At 42.1% G+C, this 23,511-nt stretch carries 18 protein-coding genes; 11 read left to right on the top strand and 7 right to left on the bottom strand.

Annotated features, from left to right (window positions below; genetic code table 11):
* Window positions 1-8 precede the first annotated feature (8 nt).
* Genes HMPREF3108_RS01100 through HMPREF3108_RS01110 form a run of 3 tightly spaced genes read right to left on the bottom strand, consistent with a single transcriptional unit; the run spans window position 9 to window position 3,335 of the window.
* Complete coding sequence (locus tag HMPREF3108_RS01100; protein ID WP_070492920.1) at window positions 9-1,223, bottom strand: aminoacyltransferase; 1,215 nt, start codon at window positions 1,221-1,223, stop codon at window positions 9-11.
* Window positions 1,223-2,032 (bottom strand): sugar-phosphatase, encoded by an 810-nt coding sequence (gene yidA, locus HMPREF3108_RS01105; RefSeq protein WP_070492922.1) that lies wholly within the window; start codon window positions 2,030-2,032, stop codon window positions 1,223-1,225. The genes HMPREF3108_RS01100 and yidA overlap by 1 nt, the downstream gene beginning before the upstream one ends.
* Before the next feature lies 1 nt (window position 2,033).
* Entirely contained in the window at window positions 2,034-3,335 is a 1,302-nt protein-coding gene (locus HMPREF3108_RS01110) for an HD domain-containing protein (protein ID WP_045503982.1), read from the bottom strand.
* Window positions 3,336-3,439: 104 nt separating this feature from the next.
* On the opposite strand from HMPREF3108_RS01110, the gene HMPREF3108_RS01115 reads away from it, so the two are divergent.
* From HMPREF3108_RS01115 to icd, 9 genes are all read left to right on the top strand, one after another.
* Window positions 3,440-3,826, top strand: a complete 387-nt coding sequence (locus tag HMPREF3108_RS01115; protein ID WP_048777528.1) for a YwiB family protein — start codon at window positions 3,440-3,442, stop codon at window positions 3,824-3,826.
* A gap of 220 nt (window positions 3,827-4,046) precedes the next feature.
* Entirely contained in the window at window positions 4,047-6,743 is a 2,697-nt protein-coding gene (locus tag HMPREF3108_RS01120; protein WP_070492925.1) for a cation-translocating P-type ATPase, read from the top strand.
* 536 nt (window positions 6,744-7,279) lie between these two features.
* Window positions 7,280-8,824 (top strand): peptide chain release factor 3, encoded by a 1,545-nt coding sequence (locus HMPREF3108_RS01130; protein WP_061603122.1) that lies wholly within the window; start codon window positions 7,280-7,282, stop codon window positions 8,822-8,824.
* Between the two features lie 314 nt (window positions 8,825-9,138).
* On the top strand, window positions 9,139-9,387 hold the full coding sequence (locus HMPREF3108_RS01135; RefSeq protein ID WP_083277163.1) for a methyltransferase: 249 nt from the start codon (window positions 9,139-9,141) through the stop codon (window positions 9,385-9,387).
* A 31-nt stretch (window positions 9,388-9,418) separates the two neighbouring features.
* Window positions 9,419-10,165, top strand: coding sequence for a CPBP family intramembrane glutamic endopeptidase (locus tag HMPREF3108_RS01140; RefSeq protein ID WP_008809541.1), 747 nt, complete (start codon window positions 9,419-9,421; stop codon window positions 10,163-10,165).
* A 228-nt stretch (window positions 10,166-10,393) separates the two neighbouring features.
* A complete protein-coding gene (locus HMPREF3108_RS01145) occupies window positions 10,394-11,302 on the top strand; it encodes a magnesium transporter CorA family protein (protein WP_008809540.1) in 909 nt (302 codons plus the stop codon).
* A 215-nt stretch (window positions 11,303-11,517) separates the two neighbouring features.
* The gene (gene acnA, locus HMPREF3108_RS01150; protein ID WP_061598437.1) at window positions 11,518-14,181 is read left to right on the top strand and encodes an aconitate hydratase AcnA; all 2,664 of its coding nucleotides are present in this window, start codon (window positions 11,518-11,520) and stop codon (window positions 14,179-14,181) included.
* A 2-nt stretch (window positions 14,182-14,183) separates the two neighbouring features.
* Entirely contained in the window at window positions 14,184-15,302 is a 1,119-nt protein-coding gene (locus HMPREF3108_RS01155; RefSeq protein ID WP_008809538.1) for a citrate synthase, read from the top strand.
* The gene (gene icd / locus HMPREF3108_RS01160; protein ID WP_037622204.1) at window positions 15,289-16,500 is read left to right on the top strand and encodes an NADP-dependent isocitrate dehydrogenase; all 1,212 of its coding nucleotides are present in this window, start codon (window positions 15,289-15,291) and stop codon (window positions 16,498-16,500) included. Before HMPREF3108_RS01155 ends, icd begins: the two co-directional genes overlap by 14 nt.
* A 28-nt stretch (window positions 16,501-16,528) precedes the next feature.
* Here the strand turns inward: icd and HMPREF3108_RS01165 are convergent, their stop codons facing one another.
* Entirely contained in the window at window positions 16,529-16,927 is a 399-nt protein-coding gene (locus HMPREF3108_RS01165; protein ID WP_008809536.1) for an Asp23/Gls24 family envelope stress response protein, read from the bottom strand.
* Window positions 16,928-17,284: 357 nt separating this feature from the next.
* Here HMPREF3108_RS01165 and HMPREF3108_RS01170 point away from each other — a divergent pair, with 357 nt between their 5' ends.
* The gene (locus tag HMPREF3108_RS01170) at window positions 17,285-18,856 is read left to right on the top strand and encodes a degradosome RNA helicase CshA (protein WP_070492927.1); all 1,572 of its coding nucleotides are present in this window, start codon (window positions 17,285-17,287) and stop codon (window positions 18,854-18,856) included.
* A 306-nt stretch (window positions 18,857-19,162) separates the two neighbouring features.
* Window positions 19,163-19,909 carry a DeoR/GlpR family DNA-binding transcription regulator gene (locus HMPREF3108_RS01175; RefSeq protein ID WP_061410449.1) on the top strand — a complete coding sequence of 249 codons (747 nt, stop codon included), beginning with the start codon at window positions 19,163-19,165 and terminating at the stop codon, window positions 19,907-19,909.
* 17 nt (window positions 19,910-19,926) lie between these two features.
* On the opposite strand, the gene HMPREF3108_RS01180 is transcribed toward HMPREF3108_RS01175, so the two are convergent.
* The 3 genes from HMPREF3108_RS01180 to HMPREF3108_RS01190 all read right to left on the bottom strand — a co-directional run bounded on the left by HMPREF3108_RS01180 (window position 19,927) and on the right by HMPREF3108_RS01190 (window position 23,403).
* Complete coding sequence (locus tag HMPREF3108_RS01180) at window positions 19,927-20,193, bottom strand: GIY-YIG nuclease family protein (RefSeq protein WP_012130671.1); 267 nt, start codon at window positions 20,191-20,193, stop codon at window positions 19,927-19,929.
* Window positions 20,183-20,929, bottom strand: a complete 747-nt coding sequence (locus HMPREF3108_RS01185; RefSeq protein WP_041789750.1) for a tRNA1(Val) (adenine(37)-N6)-methyltransferase — start codon at window positions 20,927-20,929, stop codon at window positions 20,183-20,185. The genes HMPREF3108_RS01180 and HMPREF3108_RS01185 overlap by 11 nt, the downstream gene beginning before the upstream one ends.
* 104 nt (window positions 20,930-21,033) lie before the next feature.
* A complete protein-coding gene (locus HMPREF3108_RS01190) occupies window positions 21,034-23,403 on the bottom strand; it encodes a cation-translocating P-type ATPase (RefSeq protein ID WP_060554132.1) in 2,370 nt (789 codons plus the stop codon).
* Between the last annotated feature and the right edge of the window lie 108 nt (window positions 23,404-23,511).

Consider the following 23,511-nt stretch of genomic DNA (forward strand, 5'->3'; position numbering starts at 1 on the left):
CCTTTCTGTTAATGCTTGCTGCGCAGTTTCTTTCTGATAGTGTAGGCCAGATTGGAGAGGTGGTAAAGAGGATTAGTTGGCAGGTTGAACTCACCAGCGAATTCCTCAATGGTCGGATTGAACTTGGATTTAAAGCTGTAGAGACCGCCCTTGAGGTCGTTTTCGATGCCGCCCATATTTTGCCAATCAGCTCCACGCTCAAAAGCATGTTTGGCTGTTTCATACCAAGTGATGATGGCTGGCTGGTAACGACGGTATTCCTCGTCCATTCCAGCATAGATATTTTCAGATGTTTTACCGTATTCCAAGACCAGGGTGCCAGACAGGGGAACGACAGTAGCACCTTGGCTGATTTTGCCCTGCAGAAAGTCAATCTCTTCTTGGAGGCGTTTCTGTTCTTGCTGGTTATTCTCAAACTTGCCAGGCTTGGTTTTCTCGGTAAATTTCTCTGCTTCTTTAAGTATCTTGGTTAGCTGAGCCTGCAAGTCTTCCAATCGTGCCTTTAGATCAATACTGGACAAGGTGATGTAGGAGTTGTCAGGATAAGTATCCAAGAGTTTTTGATAATAGTCTTTGCCACGCAGGTGGATATTTTTTCTATTTTCCGTTTTCTTCATCAGGCCTGAAAAGTCATCCAGTAATTCAGCTCCACCAAATTGGATTTGGATGCCTTTGTTTCGGGCTGTACGAATAGCCTGGCGAGTACTTTTAGAAAGCAGCTCCTCGCTGAAATCTTCTTTATGGATATTGGCCTGCAAGCGAGGCTGGATGGTTTCGTCCAGAGACTCAGTCCGTCCGACCCAGACAGCTCCAGCTTGTTGAAGCTCTTGAATCCGCTTAACTGTCTCGGCTTTGTCTTGCAATTCGCCGCCCATCTTGCTTTCTGCCAGAAAGAGACTGGGGTCAAACTTGACAAAGAGCGCTTTTTTCTCCTTGGCAAATTTCTTGAGCGACGCCAAAACAAAGGTCAGCAGCTCCTTGTCACCATAGTCCATGATGGGGCCGCGCGGGATATAAAGCATGGTCATCCCCAAGGGCAGTGGTTTAATCAGGACACTGGCTGCAGCAACCAAGTGGTCGTCTTTATAGAAGCCCAAGCGTGCATTTGCCCAGTTATCCTTGATCTGAGCCCAGGCTGAACTCTGCAGGAGATTGGCCTGGGGATGAGCCGTGACAAAATCGTCGTGTTCCTGAGCTGAAATTCCAATTTTGTAACTAAACATTATTTTAAAACCCACTCTCTAATGGCGTATGCTACGCCGGATTCGTCGTTTGATTTGGTGATATATTTGGCGATTTTCTTGAGTTCTTCCTTGCCGTTTTCCATGACAACAGGAGAGCCAACCGCTTCTAGCATGGCGCGGTCGTTTTCTTCATCACCGATAGCCATAGTCTGCTCCTTGCTTAAGCCAAGTTTTTCAGCCAGATGGAGAACAGCAGCCCCTTTATTGACAGTCTTTTTGACAATTTCCAGATAGAAAGGAGCTGATTTAACCAGTGTATATTTTTTGGCTAATTCCGGTGGCAACTTGGCAATGGCCGCATCTAGAATTTCCGGTTCATCAATATACATGCACTTAACGATTTCTTTATTGGCCATTTCTTCAGGTGTACGGTAGAAGATAGGCATGCTGACCAGATTGGACTCGTAAACAGTGTACTTGCCGATGTTGCGATTGGCTGTATAAATGCCGTCCTTGGTGATGGCATGCATGTGGACACCTAATTTTCGTCCAAGCAGTTCGATATCCAGATAGTCGTCATAGGTCAGTGTTTCTTTGATTAATTCTTGACCTGTAACAGTATCCTGCACCAGTCCGCCGTTGAAGGTAACGACATAGTTATCTGGCTGATTAAGCTCTAGTTCCTCGAGGAGTTTTTGAACGCCAGCAATAGGACGACCGGTTGCAATGACAATTTTGACTCCAGCAGCTTTGGCATCCTGGATAGCAGAAAAGACTTCTGGTGTGATTTCTTTTTTGCTGTTTAACAAGGTGCCATCAATATCGATGGCGACTAGTTTAATGGACATCTTATTCTCCGTAAATAAAAGTATCGTTTTTCATATAGCTTAGAAAAGCTTGGCTATTTTCATTGAACAAACCAGCATCTGTCAACATTTCTTTAGGAAAATAGAAACGGTTGTCCCCTTGACGTGTACCCGTAAGAGACTGGACAATTGGGGAAAGGCTAGACAGTTCAGCTAAACTACCGTCTTTTTGAATGATTTCAATCTGAGTACGTGGCTTTTCAACGTCTGGACGATAAAAATCATATGGAAGGTCAAAATTACGGTGAATAGCAGTGTAGTAATCTGGTTCAAAACCAACTTGTTTGACAAGCTGGCGTAGGACATCCAAATGTTTTTCATTTTCCTCAGAGAAAATCATAGACTTGAAAACTTTTCGGTTGACATATCGCTGAGCAAGGTCAGATAAGATGGTGTCAGGACTGGTCATCCAGCTTTGGAAGTAGGTGTTCATGACTCCATCGTCCAAAGCTAAATAGTCTTGCAAACTAAATCTTTTTTCAAAGAAAGGTAGTAAATTTGGCGAAGTCAATTTGAAGAAATCCTTCTGATCTTCGTAAAGGAATTTAGCTCTTTTTAATAGATTTTGCAACAAAACTTCCATGGCTCGACTAGCTGGATGGAAATAAACCTGCATGTACATCTGATAACGACTGACTACATAATCCTCTACGGCATGCATACCATTACGTTGAAAGGCAATCCCGTTTTCAACTGGTCGTATGACCCGTAGAATTCTGGTCAAGTCAAATTGACCATAGGAAGCACCAGTATAAAAGGAGTCTCGTAAGAGATAGTCCATCCGGTCCACATCAATCTGACTGGAAATCAGCTGAACCACTTGCTTGTTAGGATAGGTATGGTTGATGACACTGGCCACTTTTTCAGGAAAATCTGGTGAAACCTGAGTCAATACACGATTAATTTCGGTTTCAGGACTTGTGATAATCTGGCGTGTGATTTCTTCATGATCGGTATCAAATAAACGCTCAAAGCTATGAGAGTAGGCTCCGTGTCCTACATCGTGTAGAAGAGCAGTGACCATTACCAAAAGGGACTCATGATTGTCCCAGGTTTGAAGATATTTCTCATCGAAGATTTTGGTAATCCGTCGGGCGATTTCATAGGCCCCCAGACAATGCGAAAAACGGCTATGCTCACCACCATGGAAAGTGTAACCAGATGTTCCCAGTTGCTTGATGCGGCGTAGTCGTTGAAATTCTTTAGTATTAATTAGGTCGTAGATAACTTGGTGGTCCACATGGATATAGGTGTGAACTGGATCACGAAATACTTTTTCAATCATGCTTCTATTATAACACAAATGGCTTTGTAGAGAGTAGAAGAAGAAAAAACCGATAAAATTTGTTAAAATAGAGAGGAAAAAGACTAGATTGAGAGATAAAACTTATGAAGATTCGGATGAAAAACCAGATTCAATTAGATGGTCAGACAGAATTAATTGATCAAATTTACGATGCTAAATGGAGTCAAAAAGGTAACCATCATTACTTACTATTTAAAAATGAGGAAGACGAGAAAGTAGTCCTTAAATTTCATGATACGGAATTGACCATGACCCGCTTTTCTAATCCTAAAACTCTGATGCGGTTCATCAAAGATGACAGAGCCTTGGTTGGGGTGCCTACTCCTATGGGGATGCAGACCTTGATGACGGATACCCAACGATATCATCTGGATTTAGATAAGCAAATCATTTTTCTGGATTACCAGCTTAAAACACCTGATGGAGAACGATTATTTGCTGAGTACCAGATGGAAATTTCTTGGTTGTAAAAAATGTGAAATTTTTTCAAAGAAGCTAGAAAATTTTCTTGCGAAAAAAGATAAATTTTGATACAATGATAAACAACTCAAGGGAGTAGCTAACGGAATAACCGTTACATGGTCGTCAATACGAAAGCAATTTCCGGCCTTGTATGAAATAGCGAGACTTGTTTAATAAACAGGTCTCTTTTTCTATTTTAAAGAGACCCCATAAAAAGGAGGAGACAATTTGTCTAAAGAACAGAAACGTCAAGCTTTCTATACTCAGGACCAAGACTTAGTCTTGCAAGAGATGGAAACTTCAAAAGAGGGATTGACCAGCAGTGAGGCTGCAAAACGCTTATCTGAATATGGTCGCAATGAATTGGATGAGGGTGAAAAGAAATCTCTCCTCGTAAAATTTATTGAGCAGTTCAAGGATTTAATGATTATTATCTTGCTAGTAGCGGCTGTCCTTTCAGTTGTTACATCTGGTGGAGAAGATATTGCAGATGCCATCATTATCTTAGCCGTTGTTATCATCAACGCTGCCTTTGGTGTCTACCAAGAAGGTAAGGCTGAGGAAGCTATTGAGGCTCTCAAGTCAATGTCTAGTCCGGCAGCGCGTGTTCTGCGTGATGGACATGTAGCTGAAGTGGATTCAAAAGAACTGGTTCCTGGAGATATTGTCATTTTAGAAGCTGGAGATGTTGTTCCTGCGGATTTACGACTCTTTGAAGCCAACTCTCTTAAAATCGAGGAAGCTGCTCTGACAGGTGAATCTGTTCCTGTTGAAAAAGACTTGTCTGTAGAGCTTGCTGAAGATGCTGGTATCGGTGATCGTGTCAATATGGCCTTCCAAAACTCTAATGTCACTTATGGACGCGGGATTGGTGTGGTCGTAAACACTGGTATGTATACTGAAGTCGGTCATATCGCAGGTATGCTACAAAACGCCGATGAGACTGATACTCCACTCAAACAAAATCTAAATAATCTTTCTAAAGTTTTGACCTACGCTATCTTGGTGATCGCTGCGGTGACTTTTGTAGTCGGTGTCTTCATTCAAGGGAAAAATCCACTGGGTGAATTGATGACGTCTGTTGCGCTTGCTGTTGCAGCCATTCCTGAAGGGCTTCCTGCTATCGTAACCATCGTTCTTGCCCTCGGTACTCAAGTTCTAGCTAAGCGAAATTCGATTGTACGTAAGCTACCAGCAGTAGAAACACTTGGTTCAACAGAAATTATTGCTTCTGATAAGACTGGTACTCTTACTATGAATAAGATGACGGTTGAAAAAGTCTTCTACGATGCAGTTCTACATGACTCAGCTGATGAGATTGAACTGGGCTTGGATATGCCTCTTCTTCGTTCAGTTGTTTTGGCCAATGATACCAAGATTGACCAGGAAGGGAAGCTAATTGGTGACCCAACAGAAACAGCTTTTATCCAATATGCTCTGGACAAGGGCTATGATGTGAAGGCCTTCTTAGAGAAATATCCTCGTGTGGCTGAGTTGCCATTTGACTCTGATCGTAAGCTCATGTCTACTGTCCATCCATTGCCAGATGGCAAATTCCTCGTGGCAGTTAAGGGAGCTCCTGATCAACTCTTGAAACGTTGTGTTTCTCGTGATAAGTCTGGAGATATTGCAGAAATTGATGATGCTACATCGCATCTGATTAAATCAAATAACTCAGAAATGGCTCACCAAGCCCTGCGTGTCCTTGCAGGTGCCTACAAGATTATTGATAGCATTCCAGAAAACCTCACTTCTGAAGAGCTTGAAAACAACTTGATCTTTACTGGTTTGATTGGGATGATTGACCCTGAGCGTCCAGAGGCAGCAGAAGCTGTTCGAGTAGCCAAGGAAGCTGGTATTCGCCCAATTATGATCACTGGTGACCACCAAGATACAGCTGAAGCGATTGCCAAACGTTTGGGAATCATTGATGAAAATGACTCGGAAGACCATGTATTGACAGGTGCTGAGCTCAACGAACTTTCAGATGAAGAATTCGAAAAAGTAGTTGGCCAATACTCTGTTTATGCGCGTGTATCTCCAGAACACAAGGTTCGTATCGTCAAAGCTTGGCAAAATCAAGGTAAGGTTGTTGCTATGACAGGTGATGGTGTCAACGACGCTCCTGCTCTGAAGACAGCGGATATTGGTATCGGTATGGGGATTACCGGTACAGAGGTATCTAAGGGTGCTTCTGACATGATCCTAGCTGACGATAACTTTGCTACTATTATCGTTGCCGTAGAGGAAGGACGTAAGGTCTTCTCTAATATTCAAAAGACTATTCAATACCTTCTTTCTGCCAATACAGCTGAAGTCCTGACAATTTTCTTGGCAACCCTCTTTGGATGGGATGTCTTGCAGCCAGTTCACTTGCTTTGGATTAACTTGGTAACAGATACCTTCCCAGCTATCGCTCTTGGTGTTGAGCCAGCTGAACCAGGTGTTATGACCCATAAACCGCGTGGACGTAAGTCAAGTTTCTTCTCAGGTGGTGTCTTGAGTTCTATCATTTATCAAGGTGTCTTACAAGGAGCATTGGTTCTGTCTGTTTATGGTTATGCCATTGCGAATCCAGTTCATGCGGGAGATCATACAGCTATTCACGCAGATGCGCTTACAATGGCCTTTGCAACTCTTGGATTGATTCAGCTCTTCCATGCTTATAATGTGAAATCTGTTTACCAGTCTATTTTGACAGTTGGTCCATTCAAATCTAAAACCTTTAACTGGTCAATCTTGGTATCCTTCATTTTACTAGCAGCAACGATTGTTATCGATCCATTAGAAAGCATCTTCCATGTAACCAAGCTTGACTTATCACAATGGGCGTTTGTTCTCTTGGGTAGCTTCTCTATGATTATCATTGTAGAAATTGTTAAGTTTGTTCAACGTAAAATGGGATTAGATAAAAACGCGATTTAAAACTTGCTTTAATAATAAATATCATTGAGGGGGAATCGGAAAGGTTCCCTCTCTTTACATTGTATTTGGTTGTAATATACTTTGAGATAAAATCACGGAATGAGAAAATTTTTTTACATGATTTGTCCATGATGTAAGTCAATGTCAAAAAAATAGATTTTAGGCAGGAAAAGAGTGAAATGAAGATAGAAGATTTTATCCTCTATCTCTTAAAACGGAACAAAGCTGTTTTATCATGACAATCGAAGAAAAAGAAGAACTGGAAACCAGAAAAAACGCCTGCTCTATTTACTGGGTTTAATCTTACTCTTTGCAATTTTCCTCTTTAGTAGTTTCATTGTCAGGTTTTAAAGGAAATTTTATTGACAAAATGGATAGAATCGCTCGAAAGGGCGATTTTTTATCTTTTCTAGATAATTGAAAAAAAGGCTTAAATCCGCTATAATAGGTAGGTTGAAAGGATTGGGCCATTCCGATGTAAAATAGAAGAAAAATGAACATTCACCATTATCCTAAAATGAGAGAAAGAGAAGAAAATGAATTTACAAGAAGAAATCAAGAAACGCCGTACCTTTGCCATCATCTCCCACCCGGACGCAGGTAAGACAACCATCACTGAGCAGTTGCTCTATTTTGGGGGAGAGATTCGTGAGGCTGGTACTGTAAAAGGGAAGAAAACAGGGACTTTTGCCAAGTCTGACTGGATGGATATCGAGAAACAACGTGGGATTTCGGTTACTTCATCTGTTATGCAGTTTGACTACGACGGAAAACGCGTCAACATCCTAGATACACCAGGGCACGAGGACTTCTCAGAAGATACCTATCGTACCTTGATGGCGGTGGATGCTGCGGTCATGGTCGTGGACTCTGCCAAGGGTATCGAGGCCCAAACCAAGAAATTGTTCGAGGTTGTTAAACACCGTGGCATTCCAGTCTTTACCTTTATGAACAAGCTGGATCGTGATGGACGTGAGCCACTGGACCTCTTGCAAGAACTGGAAGAAGTCTTGGGCATTGCGAGCTACCCTATGAACTGGCCAATCGGGATGGGGAAAGCCTTTGAAGGCTTGTATGACCTCTATAACCAACGCTTGGAACTTTATAAAGGTGATGAGCGTTTTGCTAGTCTAGAAGATGGGGATGAGCTTTTTGGTAGCAATCCTTTCTACGAGCAAGTGAAAGAGGATATTGAACTTCTAAATGAAGCAGGTAATGAGTTTTCTGAGGAAGCTATCCTTTCAGGTGAGCTGACACCGGTCTTCTTCGGCTCAGCTTTGACCAACTTTGGGGTGCAAACCTTCCTTGAGACTTTCCTTAAGTTTGCTCCAGAACCACATGGTCACAAGAAAACAGATGGCGAAATTGTCGATCCTTATGACAAGGATTTCTCAGGTTTTGTCTTTAAAATCCAAGCCAACATGGACCCCCGCCACCGTGACCGTATCGCCTTTGTTCGGATCGTATCGGGTGAATTTGAGCGCGGTATGAGTGTCAATCTGCCTCGCACTGGTAAGGGAGCCAAACTTTCAAATGTCACCCAGTTTATGGCTGAAAGCCGTGAAAATGTCACTAATGCCGTGGCAGGTGATATTATCGGGGTTTACGATACCGGTACTTATCAGGTTGGAGACACCTTGACGGTTGGAAAAAACAAGTTTGAATTTGAACCACTGCCAACCTTTACACCAGAGATTTTTATGAAAGTTTCTGCTAAGAACGTCATGAAGCAAAAATCCTTCCACAAGGGGATTGAGCAATTGGTGCAAGAAGGAGCAATTCAGCTTTATACCAATTACCAGACGGGCGAGTACATGCTGGGTGCTGTTGGTCAACTCCAGTTTGAAGTCTTTAAGCACCGGATGGAAGGCGAGTACAATGCTGAGGTTGTCATGACACCAATGGGCAAAAAGACTGTTCGCTGGATTTCTCCAGATGACCTGGACGAGCGTATGTCATCTAGTCGAAACATCCTAGCCAAAGACCGCTTTGACCAGCCAGTCTTCCTCTTTGAAAACGACTTTGCCCTGCGCTGGTTTGCGGACAAGTATCCGGATGTCAAATTGGAAGAGAAGATGTAGCGTACTAAGATTGCTTGGCTATATAGTAATCTAAGCAATCTACGCCATGTCCTATGGGACCATGGCTAAGTACCTTACTAACTGCGTTTGGCAAATAAAATCGATTTGCCAAACTCCGTGTCGTAACGCATTGTTTGCCTGATTTAGACTGATTCATTGACTGAATCTGAATCAAAAGTTGCTAGTCAGTTGATGGCAATCGCTATGGTGATTGTCTAGCTATCTTACTAATTTTGTCGAGTAATTTGACTCTATTTGTTTGATTTCATGTTGTAATTAATAGAAGGAATATAATTAATAAAGTCAACTATATTGTGGATAATGAGGGAAAAGAAATTATATGGAAAATGCCTTTTAATCCATTAAAAGACAAGGCAGCTAAAGAATATATGATTAAAGAAAATGCAGAAATGCAATTATCTTACAATATAACAGAGCAGATAGGTGGACAGTTGAAGGCAGGGTTCACTTTACTTGATATATATGAAGATACGAATGGCTCTGGTAGGCTTCATGAACTGAATATTAAAACCTATATTGCAATTAAATCAGTTAAAAGATAGAAATGGGTAAATTAAAATTTAGGGGAAATTTATGAGTCGAAAAAAAGCGATCTTCCTTTATTTATTAGGGACCCTAGGTCAAATATGGCTTATATCTATTATAGTTTTTGTATTGCGTCATTTGGGAATGGTTGTAGATTATAGGACGCCAATGGGAATGCTTGCTATTGGCATAGGTGGCCTTTCCACTGCTCTATGGGGAACTATTATTGCAGTTAGATACAAAAAGTACAGTACGAAGAAAATATTAAAGGATTTTTTCGCTATAAAGCAAAACAGGGGCAGTTATTTATTTGCTATTGTGTTCTTGTTTTTGGATTTTTGCTATGTTGCATTTGATGGGGAATTAGCGTTTAATACGTGGTATATTCCTATTATCTTATTTCTTAAAGCAATCCTTTTTGGTGGAATTGAAGAAGTAGGGTGGAGATATGTTTTTCAACCAATTATGATGGAACGCCATAGTTATATTAGTTCAACTATATTTACTTTTGTTCCATGGGGAATATGGCATTTTTCTTATTTCTACATTGAAGGCACATTGCCGCAGGTACAGGCATTGGGATTTTTGCTTGGATTGTTGACTAATTGCTTTATTTTATCCGCATTATTTATAAAGACAAACAGTTTGTGGATATGTGTGATGACACATTCGGTAATAAATGTTTTCTCACAATTAGCGGTAGGTGGTAATCAAAATATATCTTATGCTTGTAGAATAATTATTATAGTAATGGCAACTGTTCTTTCGATTAGAGAGCAAAATAAAAATGACTAGCACTAAATTCTACTGGGCTCTGACTAGCCGCTTCACTAATCAACTTTTTAGGGTAATTTTAATTCATAACAATTTATATCGTAATAGATAAGATAGGCAAACTAGCCACTTTATCAATCGTACTGAGCAAGGAAGTTGTTTTGACATAGCATATTTGAATGCAAGAACAGTTTAGGGAGTTAGGCACTTGTTCTTAAAAATCATTCTAGATGTTAAGAAAGGAGTTTCATGTTTCTGGAAAGAAAACTAAAAGGTCAGGATGTCTGGATTAATATTGATTCTGATGATGTTAAGCAGACTGCGCAGATCTATCAAGATTATGAAATTGACAAAGAAACCATTGAGTATGCTCTGGATAAAAATGAACGGGCTCACATGGACTATAATCGCGAGAATGGTACAGTTGTCTTTATCTACAATGTCCTTAATCTAGCGACAGATAAGGAACATTATGAGACGATTCCGATGACCTTTGTGGCTCAGGAGGGGAGGCTCATTACTATCAGTAATCAGGACAATGCCTATGTTGTTGATATGATGAAGGCCTATACTGAGCGCCATGAGCCAGTATCGGTCTATAAATTTCTCTTTGCGAGTCTGGAGTTGATCTCCAATTCTTACTATCCAGTCGTTGAGCGGATGGACAAGCGTAAGGATGAAATTAATACTCTTCTGCGCCAGACAACTACTAAAAAGCATTTGTTTGCCCTGTCAGACTTGGAAACCTCAATGGTCTATTTAGTTGCTGCGGCTAAGCAGAACCGCATGCTTCTAGAGCATATCAAAAGCCATGGTATTTACCGCCGTTTTGACGATTTAGAAACTGAACAGTTTGAGGATGCAATGATTGAGGCTCGTCAGCTCGTTTCGATGACTGATCTGATTGCTCAAGTTCTCAGTCAGCTCTCTGGCTCCTACAATAATATCCTGAACAACAATCTGAATGACAATTTGACTGTCCTGACTATTATTTCAGTTCTTTTGGCAGTACTTGCAGTTATCACTGGTTTCTTTGGTATGAATGTTCCTTTGCCATTGTCTAATGATAAGAATGCCTGGATTTATATTGTTATCATTAGTCTAGTCATTTGGGGACTTTTGACCAAGCTGCTAAAATGGTTGGCTAATAAGAAGTAAATTTCTGAAATCAAATTATTTTTCTATAACAAGCACCGGGATGGTGCTTGTTTTTTTCTTGATTGCTAAAGAAAATAATTAGTACAGTTTGTCTTTGTTTAAAAAACTGTATTTCTATGTTAGAAAATATAACGTATTGTCAAGAAATCTTATTGCATAAAATTACATAATAAAGTATAATATAAAACAATTTAAAATAAGTGAGGGGTAGAAATATGGCAGAATACCTAAGCGATTTAAATTACAAAGGTAATGTATACCGATATATAGATTTGAAGAAAGCCTCGGCTTTGCTAGGAGGAGATATAAAAAAACTTCCTTATTCTATACGCATATTATTCGAAAGTGTCCTTCGTAAGGAAGATGGTATAGACGTTAAAAAAGATAACATTAATTCTTTGGTGCATTATCAAGCTAAATCACCAAGCGGAGAAGTTCCTTTTAAGCCTAGTCGAGTCATTCTCCAGGATTTTACAGGTGTCCCTGTCGTGGTGGATTTGGCCAGTATGCGTGATGCTATTGTTGGCCAGGGAGGTCAGGCCGATCAAATTAATCCAGAGATTCCGGTTGATTTAGTCATTGACCACAGTGTTCAGGTGGACTTTTATGGCTGTGACACAGCTCTGGAGGCCAATATGAACCAAGAGTTTCTCCGCAATAATGAGCGTTACGAATTTCTCAAGTGGGCAGAAAAATCGTTTGATAATTATCGAGCAGTTCCCCCTGCTACTGGGATAATCCATCAGGTCAATATCGAATTTCTCAGTGATGTCATCATTGAAAAGGATGGGCAACTCTATCCAGATAGTATGTTTGGGACGGACAGTCATACGACTATGATCAATGGTATTGGTGTTCTGGGCTGGGGTGTTGGTGGGATTGAGGCTGAGGCTGCCATGTTAGGTGAGGCTTCTTATTTCCCAGTTCCTGAGGTGATTGGTGTTCGTCTCTTGGGAAAGCTGCCTAAGATTGCGACAGCGACAGATTTGGCTTTAAAGGTCACGCAAATTTTGCGGCAGGAAAATGTTGTTGGTAAATTTGTCGAGTTCTTTGGGCCTGGCTTGTCTAATCTAAGTCTGGCTGACCGGGCTACAGTGGCCAATATGGCGCCAGAATACGGAGCTACCTGTGGTTATTTTCCGATAGATGAGGAAACGCTCAATTACATGCGTCTGACCAATCGGTCAGAAGATCATATTGAGCTGACCCGTCTCTATGCTCAAAAAAATTACCTTTTCTATGATGAAAAGGTTGAGCCAATTTATACCAAGGTAGTCGAAATTGATTTGTCCAGCATTGTGCCGAGCATCTCAGGGCCCAAGCGGCCCCAAGATTTGATTGAATTAACAGCTGCTAAAGAGGAGTTTCAAGCTAGTCTAGTCAGAGAAGCGGGGGTCCGAGGCTTTGGTCTAGATGAGAGCGAGCTAGAAAAGTCAGCAGTGGTTCAATTTTCTGATCATGAGGAGAAGATTAAGACGGGCCATGTGGCTATCGCTGCCATTACTAGCTGTACCAATACATCTAATCCCTATGTCCTGATGGCGGCAGGGCTTTTAGCCAAGAAAGCAGTAGAAAAAGGCTTACGCGTTTCAAAGACTGTCAAGACTTCATTAGCTCCGGGCAGCAAGGTGGTCACAGGCTATCTCAAGAAGAGTGGTCTTCAGACCTATCTGGATCAGCTTGGTTTCAATGTGGTCGGCTATGGCTGCACTACTTGTATTGGAAATTCAGGAAATCTTCGACCGGAAGTGGCTCAAGCGATTACGGATACTGACTTGCTGGCTAGTGCTGTTCTTTCAGGGAATCGGAATTTTGAAGGACGGATCAATCCACTGGTCAAGGCCAATTTCCTAGCTAGTCCGCCCTTGGTAGTTGCCTATGCTCTGGCTGGAAATACCAATGTCGATCTGACCAGCGAGCCACTAGGTTATGATCAAAAAGGGCAGCCTGTTTATTTGATGGATTTGATGCCAGAGCACGACTTGGTTGCAGACTATGTTCAAAAATATGTGACACGCCAGCTTTTTGAAAAAGAATATGCCCATGTGTTTGATGACAATGAAAAATGGAATCAGATTCCGACAGCCTCTTCTCAAAATTATCAGTGGAATCAGGCTTCTACCTATATTCAAAATCCACCTTACTTTGATGGTTTAGCGGATGATTTAGCTATTCAGCCACTGAAAAATCTTGCAGTGCTGGCAAAATTTGGGGATACGGTCACGACAGACCATATCTCCCCAGCAGGAAATATTGCCAGAAACAGCCCAGCAGCTTCCTATTTGCTAGAACACGGAGTGGATTACCAAGAGTTTAATTCCTATGGTAGCCGTCGGGGTAATCACGAGGTCATGATGCGGGGGACTTTTGCCAATATTCGGATTAAAAATGAACTGGCAGATGGAAAGATTGGTGGTTACACAGATTATAAAGGAGAGTTGTTATCCATTTATGAGGCGGCCATGCGCTACAAGGAAGAGCAAATTGACACCATTGTCCTAGCTGGTAAAGACTATGGTATGGGGTCCAGTCGTGATTGGGCAGCTAAGGGAGCTAATCTTTTGGGTGTCAAGGTGGTGCTGGCAGAGAGTTTTGAGCGTATCCACCGGTCCAATCTGGTCATGATGGGGATTCTTCCTCTGCAGTATCTAGAGGGTGAAAATGCGGCTAGTCTAGGCTTAACAGGCAAGGAGACTTTCGACATTAATCTGCCACAGAACCCGCAAGTTGGCCAGCTGGTTGATGTGGTAGCTCGAAAAGGTGCTGAAGAAATAGCTTTTCAAGCTCGGCTGCGTTTTGATGCAGAGGCGGATATCCGTTACTACGAAAACGGAGGAATTTTGCCCATGGTCGTTAGAAAGAAATTAGAGGAGGTGTGAGCATGAGTCAGACGGACGGTTTGAAAGATACCATTGCCTGTGATACCAGGATTAGCCAGATTGTGGATGATTCTTTGTCTTATGCAGGCTACAATATCTCTGAATTGGTAGAGCACCATGCAAGCTTTGAAGAGGTGATTTATCTGCTGTGGCATTTGCATTTGCCAACTCAGATTGAGCTCAAGCATTTTGAAGAAGATCTGCGAGATAATTATGCCATTAGCGATGCGGTGGAGCAGTGCATCCTTATCCAGTCACGTAAGCACCTTCATCCCATGAGCGTCTTGCGCTCAACGGTCAGTCTTTTGGGTGTTTATAATGTCCATGCTGAGGAAACTTCTCTAGAAGCGACCTATGAGCAGAGCATCCAGCTTATGGCAAAGATGCCGACTATTATTGCGGCTTTTGCCAGACTGAGGTCAGGTCAGACTCCGGTAGAGCCGCGGGAGGATTTGGGCTTTGCGGCTAATTTCCTCTATATGCTCAAAGGACAAGAGGCTAGTGAGCTTGAAGTCAAAGCCTTTAACTGTGCCTTGGTGCTCCATGCTGATCATGAACTCAATGCATCAACCTTTGCGGCTCGTGTCTGCGCCTCAACCTTGACCGATATTTATTCCTGCGTGACAGCAGCTGTTGGAGCGCTCAAGGGCTCGCTTCATGGCGGTGCTAATGAATGTGTCTTTGATATGCTGAAAGAGATCAGAGAGGAAGGGAATTGCCAGGCCTATCTAGACCGCAAACTGGCCTCTCATGAGAAGATTATGGGTTTTGGTCATCGAGTTTATAAGACTCAGGATCCGCGTGAAAAATACCTGCGTCAAATGGCTAAGGACTTGACACAGGGGACCAAGGATGAGGTTTGGTATCAGCTTTCAGTGGAAATTGAAGCCTATATGAAGCATACCAAGCACCTGATACCGAATGTCGATTTTTATTCGGCTACGGTTTACCATGTGTTGGGCATTGACAGCAGTATCTACACCCTGATTTTTGCCATGAGCCGGGTGGCTGGCTGGATTGCTCATATTCAGGAACAGCGCAAGAACAATAAACTGATTCGTCCACGTTCTAACTATATTGGTGCTCAAGGTTTGGAGTATCTTCCCATTGGAAGGAGATAAAATGGCAGATAAGATTTTGTTTGAGAAAAGGCGGTTGCAGGTACCAGCTTCTCCTATTATTCCATACATCCAGGGTGATGGGATTGGGGTTGATATCTGGAAAAATGCCCAGCTGGTCTTTGATAAGGCTTTAGAAAAGGCTTATGGTGGCCAGAAAAAGGTTGTTTGGAAGGAAGTTTTGGCTGGGAAAAAAGCAGCAGACCAGACAGGTGACTGGCTACCGGACGAAACGTTGGCAACGATTAAGGATTGTCTGGTGGCTGTTAAGGGGCCGCTAGAAACCCCAATCGGAGAAGGACTTCGTTCCTTGAATGTGGCCTTGAGACAGGAATTGGACCTTTACGCCTGCCTGCGGCCAGTTCGTTATTTCAAGGGAGTTCCCAGTCCGCTCAAGCACCCAGAGAAGACAGATATCACGATTTTTCGGGAAAATACAGAAGACATCTATGCAGGGATTGAGTGGGAGAGTGGAACGACTGCAGTACAAAAAGTTATCGATTTCCTGCAGAAGGATATGCAGGTTGACAAGATTCGTTTCCCAGAAAGCTCTGCTATTGGGATCAAGCCTATTTCTAAGCAGGGAAGCGAGCGGCTGATACGGGCAGCCATTGACTACGCGTTAGCAAAAGGCCTAAGGCGTGTCACTCTGGTTCACAAGGGCAATATCCAGAAATTTACAGAGGGTGGTTTTCGGAAATGGGGCTATGAACTAGCTCAAAGAGAGTATTCGGATGAGTTGGCTTCTGGAAAACTAGTTATTCAGGATGTCATTGCAGATAATTTTTTGCAGCAGATTTTGCTCTATCCCGAGAAATTTGATGTTGTTGCCTTGACCAATTTAAATGGTGACTATGCCAGCGATGCCTTGGCTGCTCAGGTGGGCGGGATTGGTATTGCGCCAGGAGCCAATATTAATTTCGAGACTGGTTATGCTATTTTTGAAGCTACTCATGGGACGGCGCCAGATATAGCGGGTCAAAACAAGGCTAATCCTTCTTCTCTTCTCTTATCGGGGGCCATGCTCTTTGATTACATTGGTTGGTCAGAGGTCTCTCAGCTCCTGACTAAGGCTATTGAGAAGGCTCTCTTTGAGCAAAAAGTGACAGGCGATTTTGCCAGTCAGCTGGAAGGAGTAGCACACTTGACCACTAGTCAATTTGCTGAGGAGCTGGTAGCTAATATAGAAAAGTGTCCATAATGAAAAAAATGATGAAGAATCTGCCTATCTAGACAGTCTCTTCATCACTTTTTTGTCTTTTTCGATATTCCAGTCCCCAGCCGATGATCCAGCAAAAGACTAGCAGATAATTTTCAATCCAGCCCAGTAGATTCGCTTGATTCGCCTTTGCCAGATAGCCTAGCAGATGGTTGGTACCAAAGCCCAGCCCGCCCAGAATCAGTGCTAGCAAGGTCATACGCAGATAGAACCAATCATACTTTATGTTGGCGGCAATGGCTAAAGGCAGAATAGCCAGATTCCAGAAACCAATTTCCCGCTGCCAGTAGGGAGCTAGACCATAGATGGACTCATTGCCCAAGAGCTGGGGCTGGAATATCTGGATCATAGCCGCGCCCAGCATAGCTAAGATAAGTAAAATGAAAATCACTCGTAAAAATTTGTTCATACCTGTCTCCTTTCTTCTTTGTAGATTATAATGCTTTTGAAAATGATTTTCAAGTTTTCATTTTTTACAAAAGAAATCTCTAATAAAATATTTTACAGTCAAGTCCTATCTTTTTAACCTTATTTATGGTATACTAGATAGGTTGCAAAACTTACAGTTTTTCTATTCAGTGGGAACTAGCGACCGAGTCGGCGCTTTTTTAGTGCCTGGACTTGAGAGACCATATTTATGAAGAGAAGAGCGAATACTCTCAGAGAATCGAGATTTATCAAGCGAAAGCACTTGTCATGTTTCGATAGATGAGTATCAAAAGCCTTATAAGGTGGCTTCGCACCGCCTTTAGAAAGAAGAAGAACATTGAAATTTAATGAATTACATTTATCTGCTGAATTATTAGCAGAGATTGAAAAAGCTGGCTTTGTAGAAGCGAGCCCTATTCAAGAGCAGACGATTCCACTTGCTATGGCAGGTAAGGATGTTATTGGTCAGGCCCAGACAGGGACAGGAAAGACAGCGGCCTTTGGCTTCCCAACTCTGGAGAAGATTGATACAGATAATCCTGCAGTGCAGGCCTTGGTTATCGCTCCAACCCGCGAATTGGCCGTGCAGAGTCAGGAAGAGCTTTTCCGTTTTGGCCGCAGCAAGGGCGTCAAGGTGCGTTCTGTCTACGGTGGCTCCAGCATCGAAAAGCAAATCAAGGCCCTCAAATCTGGTGCTCATATCGTCGTAGGAACACCTGGCCGTCTCTTGGACTTGATCAAACGCAAGGCGCTTAAGTTGAACCAGATTGAAACTTTGATCTTGGACGAAGCGGATGAAATGCTTAACATGGGCTTTTTGGAAGATATTGAGTCGATCATTTCCCGTGTGCCAGAAGAACGTCAGACCTTGCTCTTTTCAGCGACCATGCCGGATGCTATCAAGCGTATCGGTGTCAAGTTTATGAAAGAGCCTGAGCATGTTAAGATTGCTGCTAAAGAGCTGACAACGGAGCTGGTGGATCAGTATTATATCCGTGTCAAAGAAAATGAAAAATTTGATACCATGACTCGCCTGATGGATGTGGAGCAGCCTGAGCTGTCAATCGTCTTTGGTCGGACCAAGCGCCGGGTGGATGAGCTGACTCGCGGTCTGAAAATCCGTGGTTTCCGAGCAGAGGGTATCCATGGTGATTTGGACCAAGGCAAGCGCCTTCGCGTCCTGCGCGACTTTAAAAACGGCAATTTGGATGTCTTGGTGGCGACAGATGTGGCAGCGCGTGGATTGGACATTTCTGGTGTGACCCATGTCTACAACTACGATATTCCTCAGGATCCAGAAAGCTATGTTCACCGGATTGGTCGGACTGGTCGTGCTGGTAAGTCAGGTCAGTCTATCACTTTTGTTGCGCCAAATGAAATGGGCTATTTGCAGATTATCGAAAATCTGACCAAGAAGCGCATGAAAGGCCTCAAGCCAGCGACTGCAGAGGAAGCTTTCCAAGCTAAGAAAAAAGTTGCTCTTAAGAAGATTGAACGCGATTTTGCTGACGAAAGCATCCGTTCTAACTTTGAGAAATTTGGTAAAGATGCTCGCAAGCTAGCAGCAGAATTCAGCCCAGAAGAGCTAGCTATGTATATCCTCAGCTTGACGGTGCAGGATCCAGATACCCTTCCTGAAGTAGAAATTGCACGTGAAAAACCATTGCCATTTAAACCGTCTGGCGGTGGCTTTGGCGGAAAGGGCAAAGGAAGTCGTGGCGGAAAAGGCAACCGTCGCAACAATGACAATCGCCGTGACCGAGGTGGCCGTCACGACCAATTTAAGAAAGGTCGTAAAGAAGAGGGTTTTGACAAAGAAAATCGCTACCGCAAGGACCACAAGAAGCCACGCAATACTTCTAGTGAAAAGAAAACAGGCTTTGTTATCCGTAATAAGGGTGATAAATAAACAATTGAAAGACTGCTAGTTAAAACTAGTGGTCTTTTTCTGTTCTAGAATTGTGAGATACCCTTGTAAAGAGTTTTTGTTTTTTGTAGTAAAAGACAAGCTCAAGTTTAACAAAGTAAAACATTTTTTAACAAAAATAACTAAATTTCATATTTTTATGTGTATCTTTTTCAAAAGGTGTAGTATAATAGGAGTAGAAGACCTACTCATATTAAGATAGGCATTACATTGAATACGGGTTAACCAATAATGTTGAAGATTAGGCGCTGCCATCTCATTTTAACAATAAACAAAAGGAGCAGGTAAATGAAGGAAGGTAGACATAGAATTATTCTGCAGGAGCTTGACCGGGCGGGTTTGGTATCAGTTAGGAAATTAAAGGATCTTTTGGATGTAACGGATATGACCATTCGTCGCGATTTAATTGATCTTGAGAAGCAAGGCTTTTTAGTTCGGGTTCATGGAGGGGCACATAAAAAAGTTAGAGATGGCTTAGTGGAAGTTCCTCATACTGAAAAAATCATGATCAACACGGAAGAAAAAGAAGTGATTGCTAAAAAATGTGCAGATCTCATTTCTTCAGGAGATACAATTTTTATCGGTTCAGGTACTACAACAGCTTTGATTGGAGATTTCCTTGATGATAAGACTGTTAATATTGTTACCAATTCCTTGCCAATTTTTGAAAAACTAAAGGATAATCCTCACTATGATATCCTTTTGATTGGTGGTCGTTATCGGGTTAAAACGCAAACTTTTGTAGGACAATTTGCCGTTAATTTACTCAAAGAAATCAAGGTTTCTAAGGCTTTTATTGGGGCTAATGGAATTGATGGTCACAATGTTACAACAGCTAATGAAGAAGAGGGAAATGCGGATGCTATTATCCTTAACAATGCGATTGAAAAATACATTGTTGCTGATAATAGTAAATTTGATAGTTATTCTTTCTACACTTTTTATCGCTTAGATGACGTGAATGCTATTGTAACGGATGACAATATTTCGCAGAGAATGAAAGATAAGTATCAATCTTATACAAAAGTTTTATAAAAAACAAAAATGCCAAACTAGTGTTGGGCATTTTTTTGTGCTTCAATATAAGCCAATTTTTCTTGGCGAGTTTTCTGTTTGAAGAGAGCTTCTGCTGACATGGCAGAAGATTTGTCAGGGTATTCTTCCTGATAAAGCAGTTTAACAGGAAGTCTGGCACGAGTATACTTTGCACCTTTTCCTGCATTGTGGACAGCCAAACGCTTTTGCACGTCCGTGCTATAACCGGTGTAGAGAGTACCATCAGTGCACTCTAAGACATACATATAGGCTTTAGTTTCCATGGTAGATCTCATATATTTCTGGAGTATAGCTACCGTCTTCCTCGTGAAGAATCAGAGGTGGTAGTATCTTTAAGCCGTCCCTTGAGCCATCTTTAATAGCCTCAATCAAAAGCATATTGGCTCCTTTACCCATCTTGGGATAGACAAATTGGATTCTTTTTGGTGCCAGGTTATGAGCTTTCATAGTATCCAAAATATCTAAGAAGCGGTCGGGTCTATGAACCATAGCAAGGCGACCGTTTGATTTGAGGACACGCTGGGCGACAGTACAGATTTCTTCAAGATTAGTTGAAATCTCATGTCGGGCCAGAAGATAGTGCTCGCTTTCATTGAGATTGGAATGTTTGTCAACCTTGAAATAGGGGGGGTTACAAAAGATCATATCCACCTTACTACAAGGAATATAGTGAGGGAGATTTTTTAAATCATCGTGAATGACTTGCATTTGCTGGTCAAGTTGATTGAGCTGGATGGAGCGTTGCGCCATATCTGCCAGCCGTTCCTGAATCTCAACTGCAATAATCTTAGCCTGAGTGTGGGCACTGGCAAATAAGCCGACAGCACCATTGCCGGCACAGAGGTCTACAATCAAGCCACTCTTGGGTAATTTTGGAAAGCGAGAGAGCAGAACACTATCAACAGAATAGCTGAAGACCTCTCGGTTTTGAATGATTTTAACGTCAGTAGAAAAGAGCTGATCCAGCCGTTCTCCTTCTTTTAATACTGCTTTTTCCATAGTGTTATTATAGCACGAGTCAAAGGACGAATTCAATCTTGAATAGAAAAAAGTTCTAACTAGAAAAATGTTAGAACTTTAATGAATATTTTGTAATTCTATCTTCAATTGCTGAATTGGCCATTAGAAGGCCGTTCATTTTTTTCTTGGAGGTAATTGACCAAGATAAAAATAAGGCTGAAGACCAAGGCCAGGATAAGGAAGATAGGGGTAGTTTGACTGGTCAAGGTTCCAATTTCGATAAAGGAACGAAGGAGGTAGGCTGTTCCGAAAAATCCTCCAATAGACCAGATGATGAGAAGAATTCTCCAAAGATTGAGTGGAATGCAGGCACGAGCAACAGAAAGAAAACCAATGGTTCCTAGTAAGTAGTAAGATACTGTAGACATATCAAGAGAACTCCAGCCATTATAAGTACCAAAAATTCGGACAAAGAGTACACTGAAGACAACCATGAGTCCGCTTGGTAGGGCTTTGAAAATTGCCTTTTTTAGAAACTTAGGCTCTACCGGACGGATATTGCGCTCAAAGGTAAGTACGAAAGGAGGAAATCCTTCAACAAATTGGTCAAAGAGGGTGATTTGCACTGGAATGAAAGGAAAGACTAGAAGCCATTCTTTATTTCCTAACAAAATGCTGGCGATACAAATCATGGTCAAGATAAAGGAGTAGATGGTCTTCACCAAGAAAATAGGAGCGATACGGGCAATGTTATTTACCACGCGCCGACCTTCAAAGAGAATTTCGGGGACATCATTAAAGTCTGAGTTGAGAAGAACGAGATTAGCAATCTGCCGTGTCGCAGGATCTCCTTCAGCCATAACAATTGAGCAGTCTGCTTCGCGCAGGGCTAGAATGTCGTTTACCCCGTCACCAGTCATGGCTGTTGTATGGCCTGCTTTTTTCAAAGTCTGAATAATGAGTTTTTTCTGGTGAGGAGACACACGGCCAAAGATAGCCGTTTCTTCAGCTGTAGCAATCAAGTCAGTATCTGAGACAGTCGAACAGTCAAGATAGTTTTGATAGTTCTCAAAGCCTGCCTTGGCGGCAATATTTGAAACAGTAATTGGATTATCACCAGAGATGATTTTCAGATTAACGTCTTGGGATCGCAAGTATTCGAGTGTATCAGCAGCCCCTTGCCGGATAGGATCTGTAATTTCTAAGACAGCCAGAACTTCAATCTGTTGGGGAAGCGTCATGTGCTGGTGGTTAAGTTTATCAGTACTAGAAGCCAGAGCCAGAACACGAGAACCACGTTCTTGGGCTTCTTGAACTGGTTTTAGGTTTTGCTGATGAAGCAAGATTTCTGGCGCCCCCAGGAAGATAGTCCCAAAGGGTTCCATTTCCATGGCTCCCCATTTTCGATCACTGGAGAAGGGGATGATATTTGATGTTTGGTATTTTGTTAGGGCTGAAGGGAATCGTTTACGAATAGCTTGCGCAGTAGGATTTTTATCCTCGCTGTTGGCCATATAGCTTGCTAAAATATCTGAGATGGTCTCTGCTGAAATAGATTCTGACAAGGGATAAACTTGCTCAACCTTCATCTTACCTTCAGTAATAGTTCCTGTTTTATCCAAGCATAAAGTATCTACGTGCGCTAGAGTTTCGACAGAGTACATTTCTTGGACCAGGACCTTGCGCATCCCCAGTTTAATAACAGCTGTTAAGAGCGAAGTGATAGTCAACAGGGCAATTCCTTTTGGAAGCATACCCAACAGGGCTGTTGATGAATTGATAACAGAGTCTTTGACAGGAAGCTGTTTGATAAGTAAGGCTTCAAAGAAGAGCGCTAAACCACAGGGAATGATGATTTTTCCAGTAAAAGCAGCGATTTTATTCAATGAATCCAAGATGCGAGAGTTAAGTGGCTTAAGAGTTTTGGCTTCTAGCATCAGTTTAGCAGCGTAGTTATTAGCCCCTACTTGAGATACTTGGGCTAAGACCTGTCCGCTGGCTAAAAAACTACCAGACAGCAATTGATCGCCAATTTCTTTGAGTACGAGATCACTTTCACCAGTAAGCATGGCTTCATTAGCTTCTGCAAAGCCATCTAGTACAATAGCATCACTGGGAACCTGTTCTCCAGCTGACAACTGAATCACGTCCTCTAAAACGATTTCTTCAGGATCTATCTTTTCTTGCTGGCCATTTCGAATCACGCTAATCTTTTCTCTAGTCATAAGATTCAGCTTGTCAATCATTCGTTTTGCCCGAAGTTCAGTCATAATACCAGTTAAGGCATTGAATGATATGACTGCAAAGAATACCATATTGCTCCAGGCTTGAACAAAAGCCAGCGCAAGAGCAATAACAAAGTTTAGAGCGTTAAATAGTGTAAACACATTGCGTTTAATAATATCCCAAGTGCTGGAGCTGGTCTTAGCCGTAAAATCGTTAGTTAGGCCTTGTTGGATTTTTTCAGACACCTGGTCAGATGTTAAACCAGTAACGTTTTTCATATTTTCCATGTCGCTATCATATCATTTTTTAGGGAAAATTTCTAATGGAATCTGCCTCCAAGCAAAAATGAAAAACATTGCAGTTGATAGAAGGTTGAGGTATAATGGAAAAGTGAA

This window comes from Streptococcus sp. HMSC10A01, assembly GCF_001807785.1.
GTDB lineage: Bacteria > Bacillota > Bacilli > Lactobacillales > Streptococcaceae > Streptococcus > Streptococcus gordonii.

Excerpts from the sequence above, each read along its gene's own strand:
- HMPREF3108_RS01145 (WP_008809540.1), top strand. The coding sequence starts at position 10,394 with ATGTTTCTGGAAAGAAAACTAAAAGGTCAGGATGTCTGGATTAATATT.
- HMPREF3108_RS01190 (WP_060554132.1), bottom strand. The coding sequence starts at position 23,403 with ATGGAAAATATGAAAAACGTTACTGGTTTAACATCTGACCAGGTGTCT.
- HMPREF3108_RS01130 (WP_061603122.1), top strand. The coding sequence starts at position 7,280 with ATGAATTTACAAGAAGAAATCAAGAAACGCCGTACCTTTGCCATCATC.
- HMPREF3108_RS01100 (WP_070492920.1), bottom strand. The coding sequence starts at position 1,223 with ATGTTTAGTTACAAAATTGGAATTTCAGCTCAGGAACACGACGATTTT.
- HMPREF3108_RS01165 (WP_008809536.1), bottom strand. The coding sequence starts at position 16,927 with ATGAACAAATTTTTACGAGTGATTTTCATTTTACTTATCTTAGCTATG.
- HMPREF3108_RS01110 (WP_045503982.1), bottom strand. The coding sequence starts at position 3,335 with ATGATTGAAAAAGTATTTCGTGATCCAGTTCACACCTATATCCATGTG.
- HMPREF3108_RS01155 (WP_008809538.1), top strand. The coding sequence starts at position 14,184 with ATGAGTCAGACGGACGGTTTGAAAGATACCATTGCCTGTGATACCAGG.
- HMPREF3108_RS01115 (WP_048777528.1), top strand. The coding sequence starts at position 3,440 with ATGAAGATTCGGATGAAAAACCAGATTCAATTAGATGGTCAGACAGAA.
- acnA (WP_061598437.1), top strand. The coding sequence starts at position 11,518 with ATGGCAGAATACCTAAGCGATTTAAATTACAAAGGTAATGTATACCGA.
- HMPREF3108_RS01180 (WP_012130671.1), bottom strand. The coding sequence starts at position 20,193 with ATGGAAACTAAAGCCTATATGTATGTCTTAGAGTGCACTGATGGTACT.
- HMPREF3108_RS01175 (WP_061410449.1), top strand. The coding sequence starts at position 19,163 with ATGAAGGAAGGTAGACATAGAATTATTCTGCAGGAGCTTGACCGGGCG.
- HMPREF3108_RS01185 (WP_041789750.1), bottom strand. The coding sequence starts at position 20,929 with ATGGAAAAAGCAGTATTAAAAGAAGGAGAACGGCTGGATCAGCTCTTT.
- HMPREF3108_RS01140 (WP_008809541.1), top strand. The coding sequence starts at position 9,419 with ATGAGTCGAAAAAAAGCGATCTTCCTTTATTTATTAGGGACCCTAGGT.
- yidA (WP_070492922.1), bottom strand. The coding sequence starts at position 2,032 with ATGTCCATTAAACTAGTCGCCATCGATATTGATGGCACCTTGTTAAAC.